The 20,168-nt window shown below is 74.8% G+C and carries 19 protein-coding genes; 15 read left to right on the top strand and 4 right to left on the bottom strand.

The window, feature by feature from the left end:
• Positions 1-325 precede the first annotated feature (325 nt).
• Positions 326-1,222, bottom strand: coding sequence for an esterase/lipase family protein (locus BLW63_RS12730; protein WP_091156499.1), 897 nt, complete (start codon positions 1,220-1,222; stop codon positions 326-328).
• Between the two features lie 156 nt (positions 1,223-1,378).
• Here BLW63_RS12730 and BLW63_RS12725 point away from each other — a divergent pair, with 156 nt between their 5' ends.
• The 9 genes from BLW63_RS12725 (at position 1,379) to BLW63_RS12685 (ending at position 10,817) form a co-directional block, all read left to right on the top strand.
• Positions 1,379-2,422 carry a hypothetical protein gene (locus BLW63_RS12725; protein WP_091156494.1) on the top strand — a complete coding sequence of 348 codons (1,044 nt, stop codon included), beginning with the start codon at positions 1,379-1,381 and terminating at the stop codon, positions 2,420-2,422.
• The gene (locus BLW63_RS12720) at positions 2,419-2,802 is read left to right on the top strand and encodes a cobalamin B12-binding domain-containing protein (RefSeq protein WP_091156490.1); all 384 of its coding nucleotides are present in this window, start codon (positions 2,419-2,421) and stop codon (positions 2,800-2,802) included. The genes BLW63_RS12725 and BLW63_RS12720 overlap by 4 nt, the downstream gene beginning before the upstream one ends.
• A 196-nt stretch (positions 2,803-2,998) precedes the next feature.
• Positions 2,999-4,159 (top strand): ADP-forming succinate--CoA ligase subunit beta, encoded by a 1,161-nt coding sequence (sucC, locus tag BLW63_RS12715; RefSeq protein ID WP_091156488.1) that lies wholly within the window; start codon positions 2,999-3,001, stop codon positions 4,157-4,159.
• Between the two features lie 95 nt (positions 4,160-4,254).
• Positions 4,255-5,133, top strand: a complete 879-nt coding sequence (gene sucD, locus BLW63_RS12710; protein ID WP_091156485.1) for a succinate--CoA ligase subunit alpha — start codon at positions 4,255-4,257, stop codon at positions 5,131-5,133.
• Positions 5,134-5,412: 279 nt separating this feature from the next.
• On the top strand, positions 5,413-6,600 hold the full coding sequence (locus tag BLW63_RS12705; protein ID WP_091156481.1) for a hypothetical protein: 1,188 nt from the start codon (positions 5,413-5,415) through the stop codon (positions 6,598-6,600).
• A 77-nt stretch (positions 6,601-6,677) separates the two neighbouring features.
• A complete protein-coding gene (locus tag BLW63_RS12700; protein ID WP_091156476.1) occupies positions 6,678-7,874 on the top strand; it encodes a cell division protein PerM in 1,197 nt (398 codons plus the stop codon).
• Between the two features lie 80 nt (positions 7,875-7,954).
• Entirely contained in the window at positions 7,955-8,572 is a 618-nt protein-coding gene (gene purN / locus BLW63_RS12695; RefSeq protein WP_091156472.1) for a phosphoribosylglycinamide formyltransferase, read from the top strand.
• Positions 8,569-10,119 (top strand): bifunctional phosphoribosylaminoimidazolecarboxamide formyltransferase/IMP cyclohydrolase, encoded by a 1,551-nt coding sequence (gene purH / locus BLW63_RS12690; protein ID WP_091156468.1) that lies wholly within the window; start codon positions 8,569-8,571, stop codon positions 10,117-10,119. Before purN ends, purH begins: the two co-directional genes overlap by 4 nt.
• Positions 10,120-10,178: 59 nt before the next feature.
• Complete coding sequence (locus BLW63_RS12685; RefSeq protein ID WP_170856749.1) at positions 10,179-10,817, top strand: pentapeptide repeat-containing protein; 639 nt, start codon at positions 10,179-10,181, stop codon at positions 10,815-10,817.
• Positions 10,818-11,092: 275 nt separating this feature from the next.
• Here the strand turns inward: BLW63_RS12685 and BLW63_RS12680 are convergent, their stop codons facing one another.
• Positions 11,093-11,731 (bottom strand): hypothetical protein, encoded by a 639-nt coding sequence (locus tag BLW63_RS12680; protein WP_091156462.1) that lies wholly within the window; start codon positions 11,729-11,731, stop codon positions 11,093-11,095.
• Positions 11,732-11,829: 98 nt separating this feature from the next.
• On the opposite strand from BLW63_RS12680, the gene BLW63_RS12675 reads away from it, so the two are divergent.
• The 5 genes from BLW63_RS12675 (at position 11,830) to BLW63_RS12655 (ending at position 16,539) form a co-directional block, all read left to right on the top strand.
• Positions 11,830-12,702: a bifunctional methylenetetrahydrofolate dehydrogenase/methenyltetrahydrofolate cyclohydrolase gene (locus BLW63_RS12675; RefSeq protein WP_091156458.1), complete on the top strand. Its 873-nt coding sequence runs from the start codon at positions 11,830-11,832 to the stop codon at positions 12,700-12,702.
• 73 nt (positions 12,703-12,775) lie between these two features.
• Complete coding sequence (locus BLW63_RS12670) at positions 12,776-13,075, top strand: DUF3017 domain-containing protein (RefSeq protein ID WP_091156455.1); 300 nt, start codon at positions 12,776-12,778, stop codon at positions 13,073-13,075.
• Between the two features lie 209 nt (positions 13,076-13,284).
• Positions 13,285-14,238, top strand: coding sequence for a malate dehydrogenase (mdh, locus tag BLW63_RS12665; protein ID WP_091156451.1), 954 nt, complete (start codon positions 13,285-13,287; stop codon positions 14,236-14,238).
• Positions 14,239-14,276: 38 nt separating this feature from the next.
• Positions 14,277-15,491, top strand: a complete 1,215-nt coding sequence (locus BLW63_RS12660; protein ID WP_091156447.1) for an NADP-dependent isocitrate dehydrogenase — start codon at positions 14,277-14,279, stop codon at positions 15,489-15,491.
• A 37-nt stretch (positions 15,492-15,528) separates the two neighbouring features.
• The gene (locus BLW63_RS12655; protein ID WP_244522544.1) at positions 15,529-16,539 is read left to right on the top strand and encodes an endonuclease domain-containing protein; all 1,011 of its coding nucleotides are present in this window, start codon (positions 15,529-15,531) and stop codon (positions 16,537-16,539) included.
• 79 nt (positions 16,540-16,618) lie between these two features.
• Here BLW63_RS12655 and BLW63_RS27955 read toward each other — a convergent pair whose 3' ends face one another.
• On the bottom strand, positions 16,619-17,536 hold the full coding sequence (locus BLW63_RS27955; protein WP_244522543.1) for a CAP domain-containing protein: 918 nt from the start codon (positions 17,534-17,536) through the stop codon (positions 16,619-16,621).
• A 206-nt stretch (positions 17,537-17,742) separates the two neighbouring features.
• On the opposite strand from BLW63_RS27955, the gene BLW63_RS12645 reads away from it, so the two are divergent.
• Positions 17,743-19,077 carry a hemolysin family protein gene (locus BLW63_RS12645; protein WP_091156443.1) on the top strand — a complete coding sequence of 445 codons (1,335 nt, stop codon included), beginning with the start codon at positions 17,743-17,745 and terminating at the stop codon, positions 19,075-19,077.
• Between the two features lie 66 nt (positions 19,078-19,143).
• Here the strand turns inward: BLW63_RS12645 and galE are convergent, their stop codons facing one another.
• Positions 19,144-20,100 carry a UDP-glucose 4-epimerase GalE gene (gene galE / locus BLW63_RS12640; RefSeq protein WP_091156440.1) on the bottom strand — a complete coding sequence of 319 codons (957 nt, stop codon included), beginning with the start codon at positions 20,098-20,100 and terminating at the stop codon, positions 19,144-19,146.
• Positions 20,101-20,168: the final 68 nt, after the last annotated feature.

The following is a 20,168-nucleotide window of genomic DNA, read 5'->3' as shown; positions in this document are numbered from 1 at the left end:
GCCTCCCCGGGCGGGTGCCACGGGGGGCGACCCGTCGGGGAGCGACGGCGGCGGGGACGTCCGGGGACGCCTGCCGGTGGGTACCGGCGCCGTGATCGGACCGTAACGATCAGTCAGGTCCGTCGTGAGTCACCGGCGTCCGGAGTGTCGACACGTCTGCTCCGCGTGGGGCGGGTGTGGCGGGCGGGGTACATGGGGCGGCCCCCCTGCCAGGCGGGAGGCAGGAGGTGGCCCTCCTGCAGGTAGAGGGACCCCGTCCTCCCCACCCCTCGCGAGCTCGGGGCGGTGCCCTGGACGGGGCCGGCGAGGGGAAGGGGTGTGGTCCTCAGGCGACGGCGGCCGGTGCGGGGGTCTCGGCGAGCGGGCGCCGCCGGCCGGCGAGGGTGGCGGCGACCTCGTCGAGGACGGTGCGGTGGAAGGGCAGGGACATGTGGCCCACCCCGCGGACCAGCACGTTGCGGGCCTGCAGGTCCGGGTGGTCGCAGCGCCCGGCGCGGGTGGGGAGGACGACCTGGTCGAGGTCGCTGTAGACCGCGGTCACGGGGGTGCGGATGCCCGGCGCGGGCTCCGCCAGCTCCTGGAGCAGCGCCGAGCCCGGCCGGAGCTGGCGCACCAGCGGGGTGGGCAGCAGGTGTGCCAGCACCGATCCCTGGTGCGGCGACCCCAGGGTCACCAGCGACTCGACGTGCCGGTCGCCGCCTTGGCGCTGCACGTGGTAGCGGGCGAGCAGGCCGCCCAGGCTGTGCCCGACGACGTGCACCCGCTCGTGCCCGGTCTTCTCGCAGATCTGTTCCAGGTGCACGCCGAGGTCCGCGGCGCCGCGCGCCACGTCGGCGAGCAGCGGGCTGTAGTTCCAGGAGCAGACGGAGGTGAACCCCCGGCGGCGGAGGCTGCGCCGCATCACCGCGAAGACCGAGTGGTTGTCGATCAGGCCGTGCACGAGGACGACGGGGACGCGGGCGGCGAGGGGGTCGTCGGCGAACAGCGCGCGCACTGCGGGCGGCTGTTCCCCGGGGCGGCACCGCGGGTCGGGGCGCAGCCGCTCGGTGCGGGTGCCCAGCGGGTAGATGAGCGCGTGGGCCCCGACGAGGGCCAGTTCGGTGAGCCCGCCGGTCAGCGTGGCCAGGCTCACCAGCGACCGCGCCGGGTGCCGTGGCGCTCCGGGCCCGCCGCTGCCGGCGTGCGACGCTGGACCGCACTCCGGGTCGCTGGCTGCGTGCATCGTTCCTCCCCGTCGGGACCGCTGACCGGGCTGTCCCCCGGGGTTGGAGGCCTCCGTGGGATGCCCAATTCACCTGACGGTAAAGCTGCGGTGTGGTGATCGTCACATCGACGCCACGTGCCGAGGCCAGTTCGTGACCGAGACGAAGGGGGAACCGTGGTCGCCCGCGATGGCTCCACCCGCGACCGCTCGACCCGGCCCGAGGGGACGACGGCGCGCCCCTCCGCTCGCCGCGCCGGACCTCGCCGCCCGCCCGAGCCGGCCCCCGCGGTGCCGGCCGACGGGCTGGTCCTCGGCGACCCGCCGGTGCTCGCCCGCGTGACCGGGGTGCTGCTCGCCCTCGCCGGGCTGACCGGGGCGGCCGGGCTCCTCCCCACCTACCTCGTCATCGGCGGCACGGAGGTGTCGCAGAGCGCGGGGACGCTCGGCCTGCTCGCCGGCCTGGTGGTGCCGCTGACCTCGGCGGCGGTCGGCGGCGGTCTCGCGGCCGGCCGCGTGCCGCGCTTCGGCCTCGCCTTCGCCAGGATCGGCGGCGTGCTGGCGGTGGGCCTGCTGCTGATCGAGCTGTACCGGGCCAGCACCTCCACCGTCCGGCCGGGCGTCGAGGTGATCGCCGGTCAGCGGGTGCTCACCAGCTCGGTCGACGTCGGGTCCGGCTGGGTGCTCGGCGTCGTCGCGCTCGGCCTCACCGTGCTGGCCGGCGTGCTCGCGATGGCGGCCTGGGGCCGCACCGTCATGGAGGACGCCGGCGCCCTCGACCCCGCCCGCCCGGCCCTCGCCGGTGCCGCGGTGCTGCTCGGGGTGGGCGCCGTGCTCTGCCTGGTGCTGCCGGCCGCCGACCTCCCCGACCGCATCGTCACCGATCCGACCACCGGGCTGCAGGTCGTGGTCGAGCAGGAGGGGCCGCAGGGGCTGCTCGAGCGTCCGGGGCTGGCCCTGCTCGGGGGTCTGCTGCTCGCCGGCGCCGTCGTGCTGTGCTCGGTCCTGGCCCCCTCGCTGCGGCCGCGGCTGGCCGCGGTCGGCGGCCTGCTCGCCATCGCCGCCGTCGTCCTCGCCGCGGGCCTGGGCGGGCTGCGCGACGCCGTGGTCTCCGACGAGCTGGAGTGGACGCTGCCCGGCGTGGGCCTGCTGCTGGCCGGTATCGGCTACGTCGTCCTCACGGTGCTGGCCTGGCGGCTGCGCCGCACGCCGGCCCGGTGACCACGCCCGGCGGGGAGCGCATCCGCGTCGTCGTCGCCACACCGGGGGACGACGCCGCGGACCGCGCCGCCACCGTGGTGGCCCGTGGTCTGCGCGACGCGGGCATGGAGGTCGTGCACGCCGGCCGGCTGTCGCCGGAGGCGCTCGCCGCCACCGTCGTCCAGGAGGACGCCGACGCCGTTGGTCTCCCTTGCTCCGGCGCCGACGCGCCCGTGCTGCTGGCCCGGCTGGCGGCGCTGCTCGCCGACCGCGGCGTGGACGACGTCGTCCTGTTCGCCTGCGGCGCGGACGCCGACCCGCCCGGCCCCACCCGGGTCTTCCCGCCCGGCAGGCCGGCCGAGGAGATCACCGAGTGGCTTCGGGGCCGGCTCGGCCGCTGACCGCGGCGGGCACCCGGCCGGGCCCGCCGGCGCCCCCCGGGCCGTGAGCTGGGCGGTCGCGAGGCGGGGAGCTGATGGGCGCCCGGCTCCGGCTGCTCGTCGTCGCGGGCTCCGGGCCGCCGCTGCCGTGTGATGCCCCCTAAGCCGCCAGCGCCGGTGCACGGCCCGCACCGGGCGGGGGATACGGTGCCTGTTCGTGGATCTCTTCGAGTACCAGGCCCGTGACCTGTTGGCCTCGCACGGTGTCCCCGTGCTCCCCGGCGGCGTCGCCGAGACCCCCGAGCAGGCGGAGGCGATCGCCCGCGAGATCGGCACGACGGTCGTGGTCAAGGCGCAGGTGAAGACCGGCGGGCGCGGCAAGGCCGGCGGCGTCAAGCTCGCCGACGACGCCGACGAGGCCCGTGCCCGCGCCCAGGACATCCTCGGTCTGGACATCAAGGGCCACATCACCCACCGCGTGATGGTCGCCCAGGCCAGCGACATCGCCGAGGAGTACTACTTCTCCTACCTGCTCGACCGCGCCAACCGCACCTTCCTGGCCATGGCCAGCGTCGAGGGCGGCATGGAGATCGAGCAGCTCGCCGTCGAGCGCCCCGAGGCGCTGGCCCGCATCCCTGTGGAGGCCACCACCGGCGTCGACACAGCCAAGGCCACCGAGATCGTCGACGCCGCCGGCTTCCCCGCCGGGGTGCGCGACCAGGTGATCGCCATCGCCGTCCAGCTGTGGGACACCTTCGCCAAGGAGGACGCCACCCTGGTCGAGGTCAACCCGCTGGCCAAGGCCCCCGACGGCACCGTCCTCGCGCTGGACGCGAAGGTGACCCTCGACGAGAACGCCCGCTTCCGGCACGCCGAGCACGAGGAGCTCGAGGACACCGCCTCGGCCGACCCGCTGGAGGCCGCGGCCAAGGAGAAGGACCTCAACTACGTCAAGCTCGAGGGCGTGGTCGGCATCATCGGCAACGGCGCCGGGCTCGTGATGAGCACCCTGGACGTCGTCGCGTATGCCGGCGAGGAGTTCGGCGGCGTGAAGCCGGCCAACTTCCTCGACATCGGTGGTGGCGCCTCGGCCGAGGTCATGGCCAACGGGCTGCACATCATCCTGTCCGACCCCGCCGTCAAGAGCGTCTTCGTCAACGTCTTCGGCGGGATCACCGCCTGCGACGAGGTCGCCAACGGCATCGTGCACGCGCTGCAGCTACTCGGCGATGAGGCGACCAAGCCGCTGGTCGTCCGGCTCGACGGCAACAACGTGGAGGAGGGCCGGCGGATCCTCGCCGAGGCCAACCACCCGCTGGTGACCCTGGTGGACACGATGGACGGCGCCGCTCGCCGGGCCGCCGAGCTCGCCGCCTGAAAGAGGACCCCTCTGCCCCCCACCGCTCGCGAGCTCGCGGCCGGGCCCTGCAGAGGGGCCACCCCCCTCCACGCCTGAGAACAGGACTTCCGCAGATGTCGATCTTCCTCAACGAGAACAGCAAGGTCATCGTCCAGGGCATGACCGGCTCCGAGGGGCGCAAGCACACGCAGCGCATGCTGTCCTCGGGGACGGCGATCGTCGGCGGCGTGAACCCGAAGAAGGCCGGCCAGAGCGTCGACTTCGACGGCGCCAGCGTCCCCGTCTTCGGCAGCGTGGCCGAGGCGATGAAGGAGACCGGCGCCGACGTCAGCGTCATCTTCGTCCCGCCCGCCGGCGCGAAGAACGCCGTCATCGAGGCCGTCGACGCCCAGGTCGGGCTCGCCGTCGTCATCACCGAGGGCATCCCGGTGCACGACTCGACCTACGTCTGGGCCCACGCCCAGGGCGGCTCGACCCGCATCATCGGCCCGAACTGCCCCGGCCTGATCAGCCCCGGGCGCTCGAACGCCGGCATCATCCCGGCCAACATCACCAAGCAGGGCAAGATCGGGCTGGTCAGCAAGTCCGGCACGCTGACCTACCAGATGATGTACGAGCTGCGCGACATCGGGTTCTCCACCTGCGTCGGCATCGGTGGCGACCCGGTCATCGGCACCACCCACATCGACTGCCTGCAGGCCTTCCAGGACGACCCGGAGACCGAGGCCATCGTCATGATCGGTGAGATCGGCGGCGACGCCGAGGAGCGGGCCGCCGACTTCATCGCGGCCAACGTCACCAAGCCCGTCGTCGGCTACGTCGCCGGCTTCACCGCCCCCGAGGGCAAGACGATGGGCCACGCCGGCGCGATCGTCTCCGGCTCGGCCGGTACCGCGCAGGCCAAGAAGGAGGCCCTCGAGGCCGCCGGCGTGCGCGTCGGCAAGACCCCGTCGGAGACGGCCCGCCTGATGCGGGAGCTCGTCGGCGCCTGAGAGAGGACCCCGTCCTCCCCACTCCTCGTCCAAGGCCCCGTCCTCCCCAGCCTTCGCGAGCGAGCTCAGGCGGGACCCGGGACGGGGCCGGCGGGACCTGGAGGGTGGCCGTTCCAGCACGCCACCCGCTGCCCGGTGGCCCCCAGGGGGTCACCGGGCAGCGGCGCTCTCGCATCTCGATACCGTCGTCCCGGGGACGCCGGGCGCCGCGGTCCACGTGCCGCCGGGCGGTGTCCAGGGCCCGCGCGATCCCCGGGCCACGACCGAGGAGCGTCCGCCATGACCAGTCAGCCGCCGCAGCTCCCGGGCGGGTACGGGCGCCAACCGGGCGAGGGCGAGGGTGAGCGCCGTCCGGACGGGGGGCGGGCCGAGCCGGGGCCGGCGCACCCGGGGTACGGGCAGCAGCCGCCGTCCCACGGCCCACCGGGGTACGGGCAGCCCGGCTACGGCACGCCCTACGGGCCGGACCACGGCCAGCCTCCGTACGCCCAGAGCCCCTACGGCCACCCGGGCTACGGCCAGCCGGGCTACGGCCAGCCGGGCTACGGCCAGCCGGGCTACGGCCAGCCGGGCTACGGCCAGCCGGGCCACGGGCAGCAGCCCGGGTTCGGCTACGGGTGGGGGTCCTACGGGCAGGGGTCCTACGGGCAGGGGACCTACGGGCAGCAGCCCGGCCACGGCGCGCCGTACCCGCAGCCCGAGGGTCAGCCGCCCTACGGCCAGTCGCCGTGGGGCTGGTACGGCCCGGGCGCGGCGTACGGCCAGCAGATGCCCGGGGGGCAGCCGTACGGTCAGCAACCCCCGGCCGGGCCGTGGGCGCCGTCCCGCAGCGGCCCGCAGGTCGGCCTCGACCGCAGGCGCCTGGGCCGCGGCGACTGGCTCGTGGCCGCCTGTGCGGTGGCGTTCGTGCTCTTCGCCGCGCTGCCGTGGTTCACCTTCGACTTCGGGTTCGGCTTCGCCGAGTCCGTCAACGGCTTCGACTTCTGGCTGGTCACCACCGCAGCCGGGCTGCTCGTGCTCGCCGCGGTGTGGTCCCTGCTGCCTGCCGTCGTGGACCTCGGCCTGCCGTTCCCGCGCGGCTCGGTCACCGTGGGCCTCACCTCGCTGGCCCTCCTGCTGACCCTCGTCCAGTGGCTGAGCACCTTCGAGGGCGGTTTCAGCCTCTTCGCGATGCTGACCGTGCTCACGGCGGCCGCGGCCGCCGTCGTCGCCGTCCTCACGCTGGTGCGCCGGCCGCACGCCGGCGTCGGTGTGACCCCGGCCCGAACGAGCTGGCCCGCCCCGCCGCCGGGACAGCCCTGGCAGCCGGCCGGGCCGCAGCCCGGGTACGGGCAGTCGCCGTCCGCCCCGGTGCAGCCCCCGCCGGACCCGCCCGGCTCGGCCGCGCCGCCGCCCGGGGACGAGCCGGGACCCGGCCGGGCGGGCGGCTCGACGGCCTCGGGCGCCGGGTCCGAGCCGTCGGCGTAGTCCGGCTCACGGCGTTCCTCGGATCCGCCGGGCGCGTGGTCCGGCGATCCGGGGCCCGGCCTTGGGACAGTGGTGGCGTGGTCTCCCTGCTCGCCCGACTGAGCCTCCCCGGGCAGCGGGACCCGGGCGCCTCCCCGTCGCGGCACGCCCCCGTCCTGGCCGCCCTGGCGACCGCCGCCGTCACGGTGCTCGGCCTGCTCGGCGTGGGCCTCGCGTCGGTCGTCGTGCAGACGCTCGACCCGGCCGGCGGGATGCCGGTCGCCGGATCGGCGCGCCTGGCCGGCCGGCTGTGGCTGCTGGCCCAGGGCGGCGGCCTGGTGCTCGGGTCCGGCCCGCTGGTGCTCGCGCCGCTGCTGCTCACCCTGGCCGTCGCCTGGGGCCTGTCCAGCGCCGGCCGCGGCGTCGTCCGCGCCTGCGACCTCCCCGGCGGGCGGCCGCTGGTCGGCGTCGTGACCACGGCGGTCGCGACGCACACGGTGCTCGCCGTGCTCGTCGGGCTGCTGGTCACCGCCCCGGACGCGCAGGTCGACCTGCTGCGGTCCGCGATCGGCAGCGCGGTGCTCGCCCTGCTCGCCGTCGGCTGGGGGGCTGCGCGCGACTCCGGCCTGCTCGACGACGTGCTGGACTCCGCGCCCGGCCCGGTGCGGCCGCTGCTGCGCGCCACCGGGGCCGGGTTGCTGACCGCCGTCGCCCTCGGGTTGCTGGTGGTGGCGGTGGCCCTGGCCGCGGACACCGGGGGGTACGCCACGCTGTCGCGGTCCCTCGGCGGGTCGGGCGCCGGCGCGGTCGGGCTCCTGGCGCTCGGCGTCCTGCTGCTGCCCAACGCCGCCGCGGCCGCGATCGGCGTGGCCGCCGGCCCGGGGTTCGCCGTCGGCAGCGGCACCCTCGTCTCCGTGCACGGCGTGACGCTCGGGGCGGTCCCGGCCCTGCCACTGCTGGCCGCCCTGCCCGACACTCAGGCGGTGCCGCTGCTGGCCTTCGCCTCCCAGGTGCTGCCCGCGCTCGCGGGCCTGGTCGCCGGCACCACGCTCGGCCGGCGGCTGCGCGACCCCGACGGCGGCTCCGTCGTCGCCGGGCTCTGGGGCGTCCTGGCGGGCGTGCTGCTCGGGCTCGCCTGCGGCCTCCTCACCTGGGGCGCCGGCGGCTCGCTCGGCGACGGCTGGCTGGCCGACGTCGGGGCGCCGCCGGTGGCGACCGGGCTCGCGGTGGCCCTGCAGGCCGGCCTGGCGGGGGCCCTCGCCGCAGCGGTCACCCGCTGGCGCGCCCTCGGCTGAGAGACTCCCGGCCCCCTTGCAGGGGCCCCCTGCGAGCTCGCGGGCAGTAGGGGGCAAGGGGGTCCTTTAGGGTCGCTGCCGTGCCCGCTGCCGAGACGTCCGCGCGGGCGCGGGTCGTCGTCCTGCTGTCGGGGACCGGGTCGCTGTGCGAGGCCCTGTTGACCGCCGCGGAGGACCCGGGGTACCCGGCCACCGTGGTCGCCGTCGGCAGCGACCGCGACGCCCCTGGGCTCCGGCACGCCCGCCGCCGCGGCGTCCCGACCTTCACCGTCGCGCTGCGCGACCACCCCGACCGCGCCGCCTGGGACCGCGCGCTGGCCGCCGCCATCGGCGCGCACCGGCCCGACCTGGTGGTCTCCGCGGGGTTCATGAAGATCGTCGGCCCGGCCGTGCTGGACGGCTTCGGCGGCCGGCTGCTCAACACCCACCCCGCGCTGCTGCCGGCGTTCCCCGGCGCGCACGCCGTCCGCGACGCGCTCGCCGCAGGTGTCGACGCCACCGGCAGCACGGTGCACTGGGTGGACGCCGGCGTCGACACCGGACCGGTGATCGCCCAGCGCGAGGTGCCCGTGTTTCCCGGGGACGACGAGGCGCGGCTGCACGAACGGATCAAGGACGTGGAGCGCGAGCTCCTGGTGGAGACGGTCGCGCGCGTGGTCGCCGGCCTCGGCCCCGAGACCACGGAGGACCCCCGATGAGCGACCGCACCCCGATCCGCCGCGCCCTGCTCGGTGTCTACGACAAGACCGGCATCGAGGAGCTGGCCCGCGCCCTGGCCGACGCCGGCGTCGAGCTGGTGAGCACCGGCGCGACCGCCCGCCGCATCGCCGACGCCGGGGTCCCGGTGACCCCGGTCGAGCAGGTCACCGGCTTCCCCGAATGCCTCGACGGGCGGGTCAAGACGCTGCACCCCGCGGTGCACGCCGGTCTGCTGGCCGACCGCCGCAGGCCCGAGCACGTGCGGCAGCTCGAGGACCTCGGCATCGCGCCGTTCGACCTGGTCGTGGTGAACCTCTACCCGTTCACCGAGACGGTGGCCTCGGGTGCTGCCCCGGACGAGTGCGTGGAGCAGATCGACATCGGCGGCCCGGCCATGGTCCGCGCGTCGGCGAAGAATCACCCGTCGGTGGCCGTCGTGGTCGACCCGGCCCGCTACGGCGACGTCCTGGCCGCAGTCTCCGCCGGGGGCTTCACCCTGGCCGAGCGGCGGTCCCTGGCCGCGGCGGCGTTCCGGCACACCGCGACCTACGACATCGCCGTGGCCTCGTGGATGGGCAGCGTCCTGGCGCCGGAGAAGGACACCGTCTTCCCGGCGTGGGTGGCGGCGAGCTGGGAGCGCGCCGACGTGCTGCGCTACGGCGAGAACCCGCACCAGCAGGCGGCGCTCTACCGCAGCGGCCGCCCGGGCCTGGCGCAGGCCGAGCAGTTGCACGGCAAGGAGATGTCCTACAACAACTACGTCGACACCGACGCCGCCTGGCGGGCCGCGCACGACCACGCCGACCCGTGCGTGGCGATCATCAAGCACGCCAACCCCTGCGGCATCGCCGTCGGCACCGACATCGCCTCGGCGCACCGCAAGGCGCACGCCTGCGACCCGGTCTCGGCCTTCGGCGGGGTGATCGCGGCCAACCGCGAGGTGGACCTCACCATGGCCGAGCAGGTGGCCGAGGTGTTCACCGAGGTCGTCGTCGCGCCGTCCTTCACCGCGGACGCGCTGCAGGTGCTCACCGCGAAGAGGAACATCCGGCTGCTGCGGCTGGGCGCGAGCGACCGACCGGCCACCGAGCTGCGCCCGGTCAGCGGTGGGCTGCTGCTGCAGAGCGCCGACCGCATCGACGCGCCCGGCGACGACCCCACCACCTGGACCCTCGCGACCGGGGAGCCGCTGGACGCCGCCGGCCTCGACGACCTGGTGTTCGCCTGGCGCTCGGTCCGCGCGGTGAAGAGCAACGCCATCCTGCTGGCCCACGACAAGGCCACCGTCGGCGTCGGCATGGGCCAGGTGAACCGGGTGGACTCCGCGCGGTTGGCCGTGACCCGGGCGGGGGACCGGGCCGCCGGGTCGGTCGCCGCCTCGGACGCCTTCTTCCCCTTCGCCGACGGCCTGCAGGTGCTGCTCGACGCCGGCGTGCGGGCGGTCGTGCAGCCCGGTGGCTCGGTGCGCGACGAGGAGGTCGTCGCGGCCGCGGCCGCCGCCGGCATCCCGCTCTACCTGACCGGGACCCGGCACTTCGCCCACTGATGGAGGACCCCCTCGCCCCCCGCCACTCGCAGGCTCGCACCGGGCCCCTGCGAGGGGGCGTGTCCCGCACGGGGCCGCGACCCCAGGTCCGGCCGCCCGAGGCCGGTGCGGTCGTCGAGGGGGAGGACCTCGCGCGGGTCGACTGGTGGGGCACCGAGCTCGACGGCGTCACCTTCACCCGCTGCCGGTTCGACGACGCCGGGCTGGAGGAGCTGGTCACCCGGCGCTGCGTCTTCGACTCGTGCGTGCTCACCGGGGTGCGGATGGGTGGGGCCCGGCACCTGGGGACGGCGTTCCTCTCCTGCCGGTTCGACCGCGCGCGGCTGTTCGACGTCACCTGGGACGGCTGCAAGCTCACCGGCTCGCAGTTCCCCGGCGCGCAGCTGCGGCCGATGACCACGACCGACACCGACTGGAGCTGGACGTCGCTGCGCGGCGCCGACCTCTCCGGGCTGGTGCTCGCCGGTCAGCGGTTCCGGGAGGCCGACCTGACCGGCGCCGACCTGCGCGAATCCGACCTCACCGGCGCCGACCTGGACCGAGCGCGGCTGCAGGGCGCGCATCTGCGCGGGGCCGACCTGCGCGGCGCCTCGACCGACGCGGTCGACTGGCGGGCGTTCGAGCTGACCGGTGTCCGGCTCGACCTGGTGCAGTCGGTCCAGGTCGCCCGCGCCCACGGCGCCCTCGTCGTGGACTGAGGGTCCCACCGGGATCGGGTCGGGCAGCGGCTCGGCGGCTGCCGGGTACGGCACCTGGCCGCGGGGTGGACCGGTCGCGGGGGCCGGAGGTCTCCCGGCCGGGACACGGGCAGCGGCTCGGCGGCTGCCGGGTACGGCACCTGGCCGCGGGGTGGACCGGTCGCGGGGGCCGCAGGTCTCCCGCCCGGGACACGGGCAGCGGCTCGGCGGCTGCCGGGTACGGCACCTGGCCGCGGTGCGGTCCGGTAGGACCGCAGTGTCACGGTGTCGGGGCCTCACGTCCACCGAGGGCTGGTGAACAGGGCCTTCAGCGCGCCGAGCAGGCCCAGCGCGGGGACGGCGACGGCGAACCAGAAGCCGGTGTCGATGGTGTCGGGGTCCCAGCCGACCGCGGCCAACGGCACCAGGACCCCGGCCCCGGCCACCAGGCCGACCAGCAGCGCCAGCACCCCGATCAGGCGGTGGGAGCGGGCCGGGAGGACGGCGAGCAGCCCCAGCACGAACAGCACCGCGCCGCCCAGGACGACGGCCATCGGCTGCCAGAACCCGTTGCCCAGCAGCTCGGCGGTACCGCCCTCGGCGAGGTCGTCGAACCCGCGGTCGACCAGGTCCCAGCCGGTGAGGTCGCTACCGGGCAGCCACCGCAGCAGCAGGCTGACACCGGCCGAGATGCCGGCCAGGAGCAGCAGCAGGCTCGCCAGGCTGTCCGAACGCCGCACCCGCACGGGCGTCGTCGAGTACTCGGACGCCGGGCGTGGGGCGTAGCCCGGCGGGAGCGGAGGCGGGCCGGGGGCGTAGCCGGGGCCACCGCTGGCCACCGGGGCAGAGACCGGCTGGATGCCGGGGATCGTCTGTTCCCGCCAGTCGTCGGTGCCCCGCGCCCCGGCGGACGGGGACTGCTCGCGCTCGCTCATCTGCACTCCTCGCGCACTCGCGGGCGGGGAGGCGCCCGCACCTGCGAGCCTAGGGCGGGGTGGGCCACCCCGGAGCCCCCTCCGGCAGACTGGAGGCCGTGCAGGCGACGACTCTCGACGGCAAGGCCACCGCAGCAGCGATCCGCGCGGAGCTGACCGAGCGGGTCGCCGCCCTCACCGCCGCCGGACACCGGCCCGGCCTGGGCACGCTGCTGGTCGGCGACGACCCCGGCAGCCGCTGGTACGTCGACGCCAAGCACAAGGACTGCGCCCAGGTCGGCATCGCCAGCATCCAGCGCGAGCTGCCGGCGACCGCCACCCAGGCCGACGTCCTCGCCGTGGTCGACGAGCTCAACGCCGACCCGGTCTGCACCGGGTACATCGTCCAGCTGCCGCTGCCGCGGGGCATCGAGGAGAGCGCCGTCCTCGAGGCGATGGACCCGGCCAAGGACGCCGACGGCCTGCACCCGGTCAACCTCGGCCGGCTGGTGCTCAACGTGCCCGGCCCGCTGCCGTGCACGCCCGTCGGCATCGTCGAGCTGCTGCGCCGTCACGGCGTCCCGATCGCCGGCGCCGAGGTCGTCGTCGTCGGCCGGGGCATCACCGTCGGCCGGCCGCTGGGCCTGCTGCTCACCCGCCGCTCAGAGAACGCCACGGTGACCCTCTGCCACACCGGCACCCGCGACCTGGCCGCCCACCTGCGCCGCGCCGACATCGTGGTCGCCGCCGCCGGCGTCCCGGGGCTGGTCACCAAGGACGTCGTCAAGCCCGGCGCCGCCGTCCTCGACGTGGGGGTCAGCCGGGTGGACGGGAAGATCGCCGGGGACGTCGCGCGCGACGTGGTGGACGTCGCCGGCTTCGTCGCCCCGAACCCCGGCGGGGTGGGGCCGATGACTCGGGCGATGCTGCTGCAGAACGTCGTCCTGGCCGCCGAGCAGGCCGCCGCGACCGAGGTCCTGTCGGCATCGTGACCGAGTTCGCGAGGTCACGGGGGGACGGGGCGACGCGCGGCACGCGGCCGATGAGCGCCGCCGAGGAGACCGAGTGACGCGCCCGCCGCTCCACACCCGCCGACCGTTCCTGGCCGGCCTGTTGCGGCAGCTGCCGCTGCTGGTGGTGCTGCTCGCGGTCGGCGTCGGGCTGCTCATGGTCACCTTCGAGCACTGGCGGCGGGGCCTGGTGGTCGTCGGGCTGGCGCTGGTCGGCGCGGGCCTGCTGCGGCTGCTGCTCCCGCTGCGCCGGCTGGGCTTCCTCGCGGTCCGCAGCCGTCCGGTGGACGTCGTCCTGCTGGTCGGCGTCGGGGTCACGCTGACCGCCTTCGCGCTGTCCATCCCGGGGGCCTGACGAAGGACCCCTTGCCCCCCGCCACTCGCAGGCTCGTAGCGGGCCCCTGCAAGGGGGCCGCACCTTTCCCCCCGCCACTCGCAGGCTCGGGGCGGGCCCCGGACAGATGGCCGCCCTCGCCCCCGGCACTTGCCGGTTCGTGGCGGAGGCTGCAAGGGGGCCGCACCCCGATCGGGCGCGGGGACCCGGCCAGCGATAGGTTGGCCGCCATGGCAGAGCAGCCCAGGAACGGCAAGGTGACCGTCGTCGGTGCCGGGTTCTACGGCTCGACCACCGCCCTCCGCCTCGCGGAGTACGACGTGTTCGAGACCGTCGTGCTCACCGACATCGTCGAGGGCAAGCCCGAGGGCCTGGCCCTCGACATGAACCAGTCCCGGCCCATCGAGGGCTTCGAGACGAAGGTCGTCGGGGTCGGCGGGGGGTCCTACGAGGGCACCGAGGGATCCGACGTCGTCGTCGTCACCGCGGGCCTGCCGCGCAAGCCCGGCATGAGCCGCATGGACCTGATCGAGACCAACGCCAAGATCGTCCGGCAGGTCGCCGAGAACGTCGCGCAGACCTCGCCGGACGCCGTCGTCATCGTGGTCTCCAACCCGCTGGACGAGATGACGGCGCTGGCCCAGCTGGCCACCGGCTTCCCCAAGAACCGGGTCATGGGCCAGGCCGGCATGCTCGACACCGCCCGGTTCACCAACAACGTCGCCGAGGAGCTCGGCGTCCCGGTGGGCTCGGTGCGCACCCTGACCCTCGGCTCGCACGGCGACACGATGGTGCCGGTGCCCTCGCGCTGCACCGTGGACGGCAAGCCGCTGACCGACGTCCTCCCGGCCGACCGCATCGAGCACCTCGTGGACCGGACCCGCAACGGCGGCGCCGAGGTCGTGGCGCTGCTCAAGACGGGTTCGGCGTACTACGCCCCGTCCGCGGCCGCCGCCCGCATGGCGCGCGCGGTGATGGAGGACTCCGGCGCGGTCATGCCGGTGTGTGCCTGGGTCGACGGCGAGTACGACATCTCCGGGGTCTACCTCGGGGTCGAGGCCGAGATCGGCCGCGAGGGCGTGCGCCGGGTGGTCGAGGGCGACCTGTCCGAGAGCGAGCTGGCCGGGCTGCGCGAGGCCGCGGAGGCCGTGCGCGCCAAGCAGGCCGACGTAGCCGACCTCTGAGCCGTACCGGCTCGGAGCATGTAGAGAGGGACCCGCACGTGGCGAAGATCAAGGTCGAGGGCACCGTCGTCGAGCTCGACGGCGACGAGATGACCCGGATCATCTGGCAGTTCATCAAGGACCAGTTGATCCTCCCGTACCTCGACGTCAACCTCGAGTACTACGACCTGGGCATCGAGAAGCGCGACGAGACCGACGACCAGATCACCGTCGACGCCGCGAACGCGATCAAGCAGCACGGCGTCGGCGTCAAGTGCGCGACGATCACCCCGGACGAGGCCCGCGTCGAGGAGTTCGGCCTCAAGCGGATGTACCGCTCGCCCAACGGGACGATCCGCAACATCCTCGGCGGCGTCATCTTCCGCGAGCCGATCATCATGTCCAACGTGCCGCGGCTGGTGCCGGGCTGGACCAAGCCGATCGTCGTCGGCCGTCACGCCTTCGGTGACCAGTACCGGGCTACCGACTTCCGCTTCCCCGGCGAGGGCACGCTGACGATCACCTTCCAGCCCAAGGACGGCGGTGAGCCGATCCAGCACGAGGTGTTCCAGTCCCCGGGCGGGGGCGTCGCGATGGCGATGTACAACCTCGACGAGTCGATCCGCGACTTCGCGCGGGCCTCGATGAACTACGGCCTGCAGCGCGGCTACCCGGTGTACCTGTCGACCAAGAACACGATCCTCAAGGCCTACGACGGCCGGTTCAAGGACCTGTTCGCCGAGGTCTTCGAGTCCGAGTTCAAGGACCGGTTCGAGCAGGCCGGCATCACCTACGAGCACCGGCTGATCGACGACATGGTGGCGGCGTCCCTCAAGTGGGAGGGCGGCTACGTCTGGGCCTGCAAGAACTACGACGGCGACGTCCAGTCCGACACCGTCGCGCAGGGCTTCGGCTCGCTGGGCCTGATGACCTCGGTGCTGATGAGCCCCGACGGCCGCACCGTCGAGGCCGAGGCCGCCCACGGCACGGTGACCCGCCACTTCCGGCAGCACCAGCAGGGCAAGGAGACGTCGACCAACCCGATCGCGTCGATCTTCGCCTGGACCCGGGGCCTGGCGCACCGCGGCAAGCTCGACGAGACCCCCGAGGTCACCCGCTTCGCGGAGACCCTGGAGCGGGTCTGCATCGACACCGTCGAGAGCGGCCAGATGACCAAGGACCTCGCGCTGCTGATCTCCAAGGACCAGGCGTGGCTGACCACCCAGGACTTCCTGGCGGCCATCGACAGCAACCTGCAGAAGGCCATGGCCTGACGGAGGACCCCGTGCCGGGTCCCGTCACCCCGCGCGGGTGACGAGACACGACAGTGGCCCCCTCGACGCGATCGAGGCGGCCACTGTCGTGTTCTCGCCCTGTGGACAGGGCCGGAGGGGTCCCGCGGGGACGGCAGAGTCGCGGAGTGCCCATCCCGCCTGCGCGCCCCCCGCTGGGCTGCGGGGCCGCGTCTTCCGCGGCAGCGCCGTCGTCCGGCGGGGACTGCTCACACCCAAGCAGCTGCGCAGCTCGGCGTGGGTCCGGCTGCGGCAGGATGTCTACGCCGACGCCGCGCTGCCCGTGACGCACCGGCTGCTGGTCGGTGCGGTGGGGTTGACTCTCCCCGCGGGCGCCGGGTTCGCCGGGCTCAGCGCAACCGTCCTGTGGGGTGTCCCGAACGTCGCCGGTGTCGACGACCCGGTCGAGGTGCTGCTGCCCGCCGGTCGGCGCTGGAACGCCGGCAGCGGCGTCCGCGTCGGCACCGTCCTCCCCGGTCAGCGGTTGGTGCAGCGCGGACCGTGGCGTCTCCTCCCACGTGCGGAGACGGCCGTCGACCTCATCCGGTTCGGCGACTCCGACGAGGCCGTCGTGCTGCTCGACCGGCTCGTGCAGGCCGGGCTGACCCACCTGGAGGATGTGCAGGCAGCCGTAGCGTTGCTGCCGCGGTGCCGGGGGAGCGCTCAGGCATCGCGGGTCGCCCGGCTCGCCGACGGGTTGGCCGCGTCACCCCAGGAGACCCGGCTGAGGTTGCTCCTGCAGCGGGCCGGCATGCCGCCGGTGGCCCAGTACCGCGTCCATGACGAGGGCGGCTTCATCGCACGCGTGGACTTCGCCTACCCGGAGGTGAGGGTGGCGGTCGAGCACGACGGGCTGTGGCACGCGGAGCGGCGGGCCTTCCTCGACGATCGCCGTCGGCTCAACCGGCTCAACGCAGCGGGGTGGGTCGTTCTCCACGTCACCCTCGACGACCTCCGGCGGCCGGAGGCGCTGGTTGCCCGTGTGCGGGCACTCCAAGCCCGGCGGCTGGCGGAGGCGAACACACGCTGAGCGCCCTCTGACCGGGCCCGGCCCTGCTGCAGGGTCCCGCCGCGAGCCTGCGAGTGGTGGGGGGCAGGAGGGTCCTTTCTCAGGCGCCGAAGAGCTGGGTCCACCAGGGGCCACCGGTGCCCTCGGCGACGCCCACGCCGAGCCTCGTCAGCTCGCAGTCGAGGATGTTCGCGCGGTGGCCCGGGCTCTCCAGCCAGGCCTTCATCACCGCGGCGGCGTCGGCCTGGCCGTAGGCGATGTTCTCCGCCCGCGAGTAGTCGATGCCCGCCTGCTCGGCCCGGTCGAAGGGGGACAGGCCCTCCGGGCTGGCATGCGAGAAGTAGTCGCGGTCGCGCATGTCCGCGCTGTGTGCCCGTGCCACCGCGGCCAGTGCCGGGTCGGCGGTCACGGCGCCGCAGCCGGCGGCGGCGCGGGCCTGGTTGACCAGCGCGAGCACCGCGGCCTCCGCGCCGGGGTCCGCGGGGGCGGCGGCCCGCGCCACCGGCGCCGGCTGTGACTCCGCCACCGCGGGGGGCGCGCCGGACCCGGACGCGGACCCGGAGCCGGCCTCCGGCGCGGGCCGGGTCGCCGGCTCCTCGACGGGAGCGGCCTCGTCCGGCTCGGCCGCGGGCTCGTCGAACGGGCCGACGGGCGCCGGCGGCACCACCAGCGACGGCACCTCCGCCGACGTGGGGGCCGCGGGCGGCGCGCCGGGGGCCTGCACCGCCGGCGCGTCCCCGGTCGGCGCGGCCGGCGCGTCGAGCCACCCGCCGGAGGACGACGACCCACCGGTGCGCGCCGTCTCGGGGGCGCTGCCGGCCGCGGTGGGCGACGACTCGAGCGCCACCGGGTCGGTGAAGCTGGTGACGGCGCCGGAGACCATCGGCCCCCCGACCGTCACGGCGGCGACGACGCCGGCCACGAGGAGCAGGGGCGCCAGGTGCGGCAGCCGGAGGAGGCGAGTCCACCGGGAGAGCGCTGCGGCGATGCGGGAAGAGAGCGGCGGACCCGCCGGCATGTGGTGCACGAGAGGTGGTCCTCACCTGGTGCTAGATCACGAGTCGTTACTCTGGCAAGAGTAGCCGTACGCGGAGCGTTATCGGCAGTGGGATGTGGCCGAGGTCACTGTGTGCGGACCGACGCCGCTCGGGTGGTGCTCCCGCGACCCCGAGCGGGCAGCATGGACGGCGTCCCACTGCCCCGTTCGACAGGAGCACGCCGCCGGTGAGCGACGTCTGGCTCAACATCGTGATGGTCGTCGTCTTCGTCCTGATCGGCGGCGCCTTCTCGGGGGCGGAGATCGCGCTCGTCTCGCTGCGCGAGTCGCAGGTGCGGGCGATGGCCGACAACGGCGGACGGCGGGGCAAGGCCGTGCAGCGGCTGCTCAGCGACCCCAACCGCTTCCTCGCCGCCGTCCAGGTCGGCGTCACCCTCGCCGGCTTCTTCTCGGCCGCGTTCGGCGCCAGCACCCTCTCCGAGCCCCTCGCCGCCTGGCTGGTCGACCTGGGCGTGCGCGAGGGCCTCGCCGGCACCCTGGCGTTCGTGCTGGTCACCATCGCGATCAGCTACCTGTCCCTGGTGGTCGGCGAGCTGACCCCGAAGCGCCTGGCGCTGCAGCGGGCCGAGGGCTTCGCGCTGCTGGTCGCCGCACCCCTCAACGCGATCGCCAAGCTCTCCCGCCCGGTCATCTGGCTGCTGTCGAAGTCGACGAACGTGCTGGTCCGGCTGGTGGGTGGCGACCCAAAGGCCAGTGGCGAGTCCATCAGCCAGGAGGAGCTGCGGGATCTGGTCACGGCGCACGAGTCGCTGAGCTCTGACGAGCGCCGGCTCATCGGCGAGGTCTTCCGGGCCGGCGACCGCGAGGTCCGCGAGGTCATGACGCCGCGCACCGAGGTCGACTTCCTCGACGCGTCGATGACGGCCAGTCGCGCGGCCAAACAGGTGCACGACTCCAGCCACTCGCGCTACCCGGTCGTCGGCCGGGACGAGGACGACGTCCTGGGCTTCGTGCACGTGCGCGACCTGTTCCTGCCCAACCACCCGGCCGGCCGCGCGGCGACCGTCGGCGACCTGGTCCGTGACGTCAAGCGGCTGCCGGGTACGGCCGGCGTGCTCACCGCCCTGTCGGAGATGCGGCGGGAGAACCACCACCTGGCGATCGTCGTCGACGAGTACGGCGGCACCGACGGCATCGTCACCCTCGAGGACCTCATCGAGGAGGTCATCGGTGAGATCTACGACGAGTACGACGAGGACGTCGCCGGCGAGGGCCACGAGCGGCCCGACGGCCCGCACGAGGTCGACGGGCTGCTCAACCTCGACGACTTCCGCGAGGTCACCGGCCTGCAGCTGCCCGAGGGGCCCTACGAGACCGCCGCCGGTTACGTGCTCGCCGAGCTCGGCCGGCTGCCCGTCGTCGGGGACGGCGTGGAGGTCGAGGGGCGCACGCTGACGGTCCTCGAGCTCGACGGACGGCGGATCGCGCGGATCTCGGTCAGCCGCGCGCCGCAGCCCCAGGTCGACCCGGCGCAGGTGCCGACCCAGACGATCGGCACCTGAAAGAGGACCCCCTGCCCCCCGCCACTCGCAGGCTCGCGGCGGGACCCTGCAGGGGGCCGGACGAGATCAGGACCGCTTCTGGGCGGTCTCCCACGCGTCGCGGACGATGCCGGCCAGGTCGGTGTGCTTGGGCGTCCAGCCCAGGTCGCTGCGGATCCTCTCGCTGGATGCGACCAGCTGCGCCGGGTCCCCGGCCCGCCGCTGCCCGACCTCGACGGGCACCGGGTGTCCGGTGACCTCGCGGACGGCGTCGATCACCTGCTGCACCGAGAAGCCGGTGCCGTTGCCCAGGTTGTAGATGCGGTGCTCGCCGGGAGACGGTGCCGTCAGCGCGAGCAGGTGGGCGTCGCTGAGGTCCTCGACGTGGATGTAGTCGCGGATGCAGGTGCCGTCGGGCGTGGGGTAGTCCTCGCCGTAGACGGTCAGGTGCTCGCGGGTGCCGGCGACCACCTGCAGCGCGATCGGGATGAGGTGGGTCTCGGTGGTGTGCCGCTCGCCGAGGCCGTACGCGGCGCCGGCCACGTTGAAGTAGCGCAGGCTGACCGCCGCGAAGTCGTACGCGGCCGCGTAGGAGGTCAGCATCGCGTCGACGGCGAGCTTGGTCGCGCCGTAGGTGTTGGTGGGCCGGGTGGGGGCGTCCTCGCGGATGGGCACCTGCTCGGGCTCGCCGTAGGTGGCGGCGGTGGAGGAGAAGACGATCCGCCGGCAGTCCGCCGCGCGCATGGCCTCCAGCAGCGCGAGCGTCCCGGACACGTTGGTGTCCCAGTAGATTCCCGGCTCGACCTGCGACTCGCCGACGAGGCTCTTGGCCGCGAAGTGCAGCACCGCCTCGGGGCGGACCTCGGCCAGGACCGGCGCGGAGTCGTGCAGCGAGGCCTGCACGAACGTCGCACCCGAGGGGACGGCGTCGGCGTGCCCGGTCGACAGGTCGTCGAGGACGGTCACCTCGTGCCCGCCCTCGAGGAGGGCCGCCGTGACTACGCTGCCGATGTAGCCGGCTCCACCGGCGACGAGAACGCGCATGCGCCCACCCTAGATCCGCGCCCGGTCACCCACCGCCGCGACGCGGAGCCGCGGTCAGGAGGTCCCGA

Origin of the sequence: Geodermatophilus africanus, from assembly GCF_900107105.1 — a bacterium.
Lineage (GTDB): Bacteria > Actinomycetota > Actinomycetes > Mycobacteriales > Geodermatophilaceae > Geodermatophilus > Geodermatophilus africanus.
Note: the sequence above shows the minus strand (reverse complement) of the source record. Positions and strands in the feature narration are given on the sequence as shown.

What these genes read in the sequence shown, in the direction of transcription:
- sucD (WP_091156485.1), top strand. Translation starts at nt 4,255, where the DNA reads ATGTCGATCTTCCTCAACGAGAACAGCAAGGTCATCGTCCAGGGCATG.
- BLW63_RS12730 (WP_091156499.1), bottom strand. Translation starts at nt 1,222, where the DNA reads ATGCACGCAGCCAGCGACCCGGAGTGCGGTCCAGCGTCGCACGCCGGC.
- BLW63_RS12705 (WP_091156481.1), top strand. Translation starts at nt 5,413, where the DNA reads ATGACCAGTCAGCCGCCGCAGCTCCCGGGCGGGTACGGGCGCCAACCG.
- BLW63_RS12680 (WP_091156462.1), bottom strand. Translation starts at nt 11,731, where the DNA reads ATGAGCGAGCGCGAGCAGTCCCCGTCCGCCGGGGCGCGGGGCACCGAC.
- purH (WP_091156468.1), top strand. Translation starts at nt 8,569, where the DNA reads ATGAGCGACCGCACCCCGATCCGCCGCGCCCTGCTCGGTGTCTACGAC.
- BLW63_RS27955 (WP_244522543.1), bottom strand. Translation starts at nt 17,536, where the DNA reads ATGCCGGCGGGTCCGCCGCTCTCTTCCCGCATCGCCGCAGCGCTCTCC.
- galE (WP_091156440.1), bottom strand. Translation starts at nt 20,100, where the DNA reads ATGCGCGTTCTCGTCGCCGGTGGAGCCGGCTACATCGGCAGCGTAGTC.
- mdh (WP_091156451.1), top strand. Translation starts at nt 13,285, where the DNA reads ATGGCAGAGCAGCCCAGGAACGGCAAGGTGACCGTCGTCGGTGCCGGG.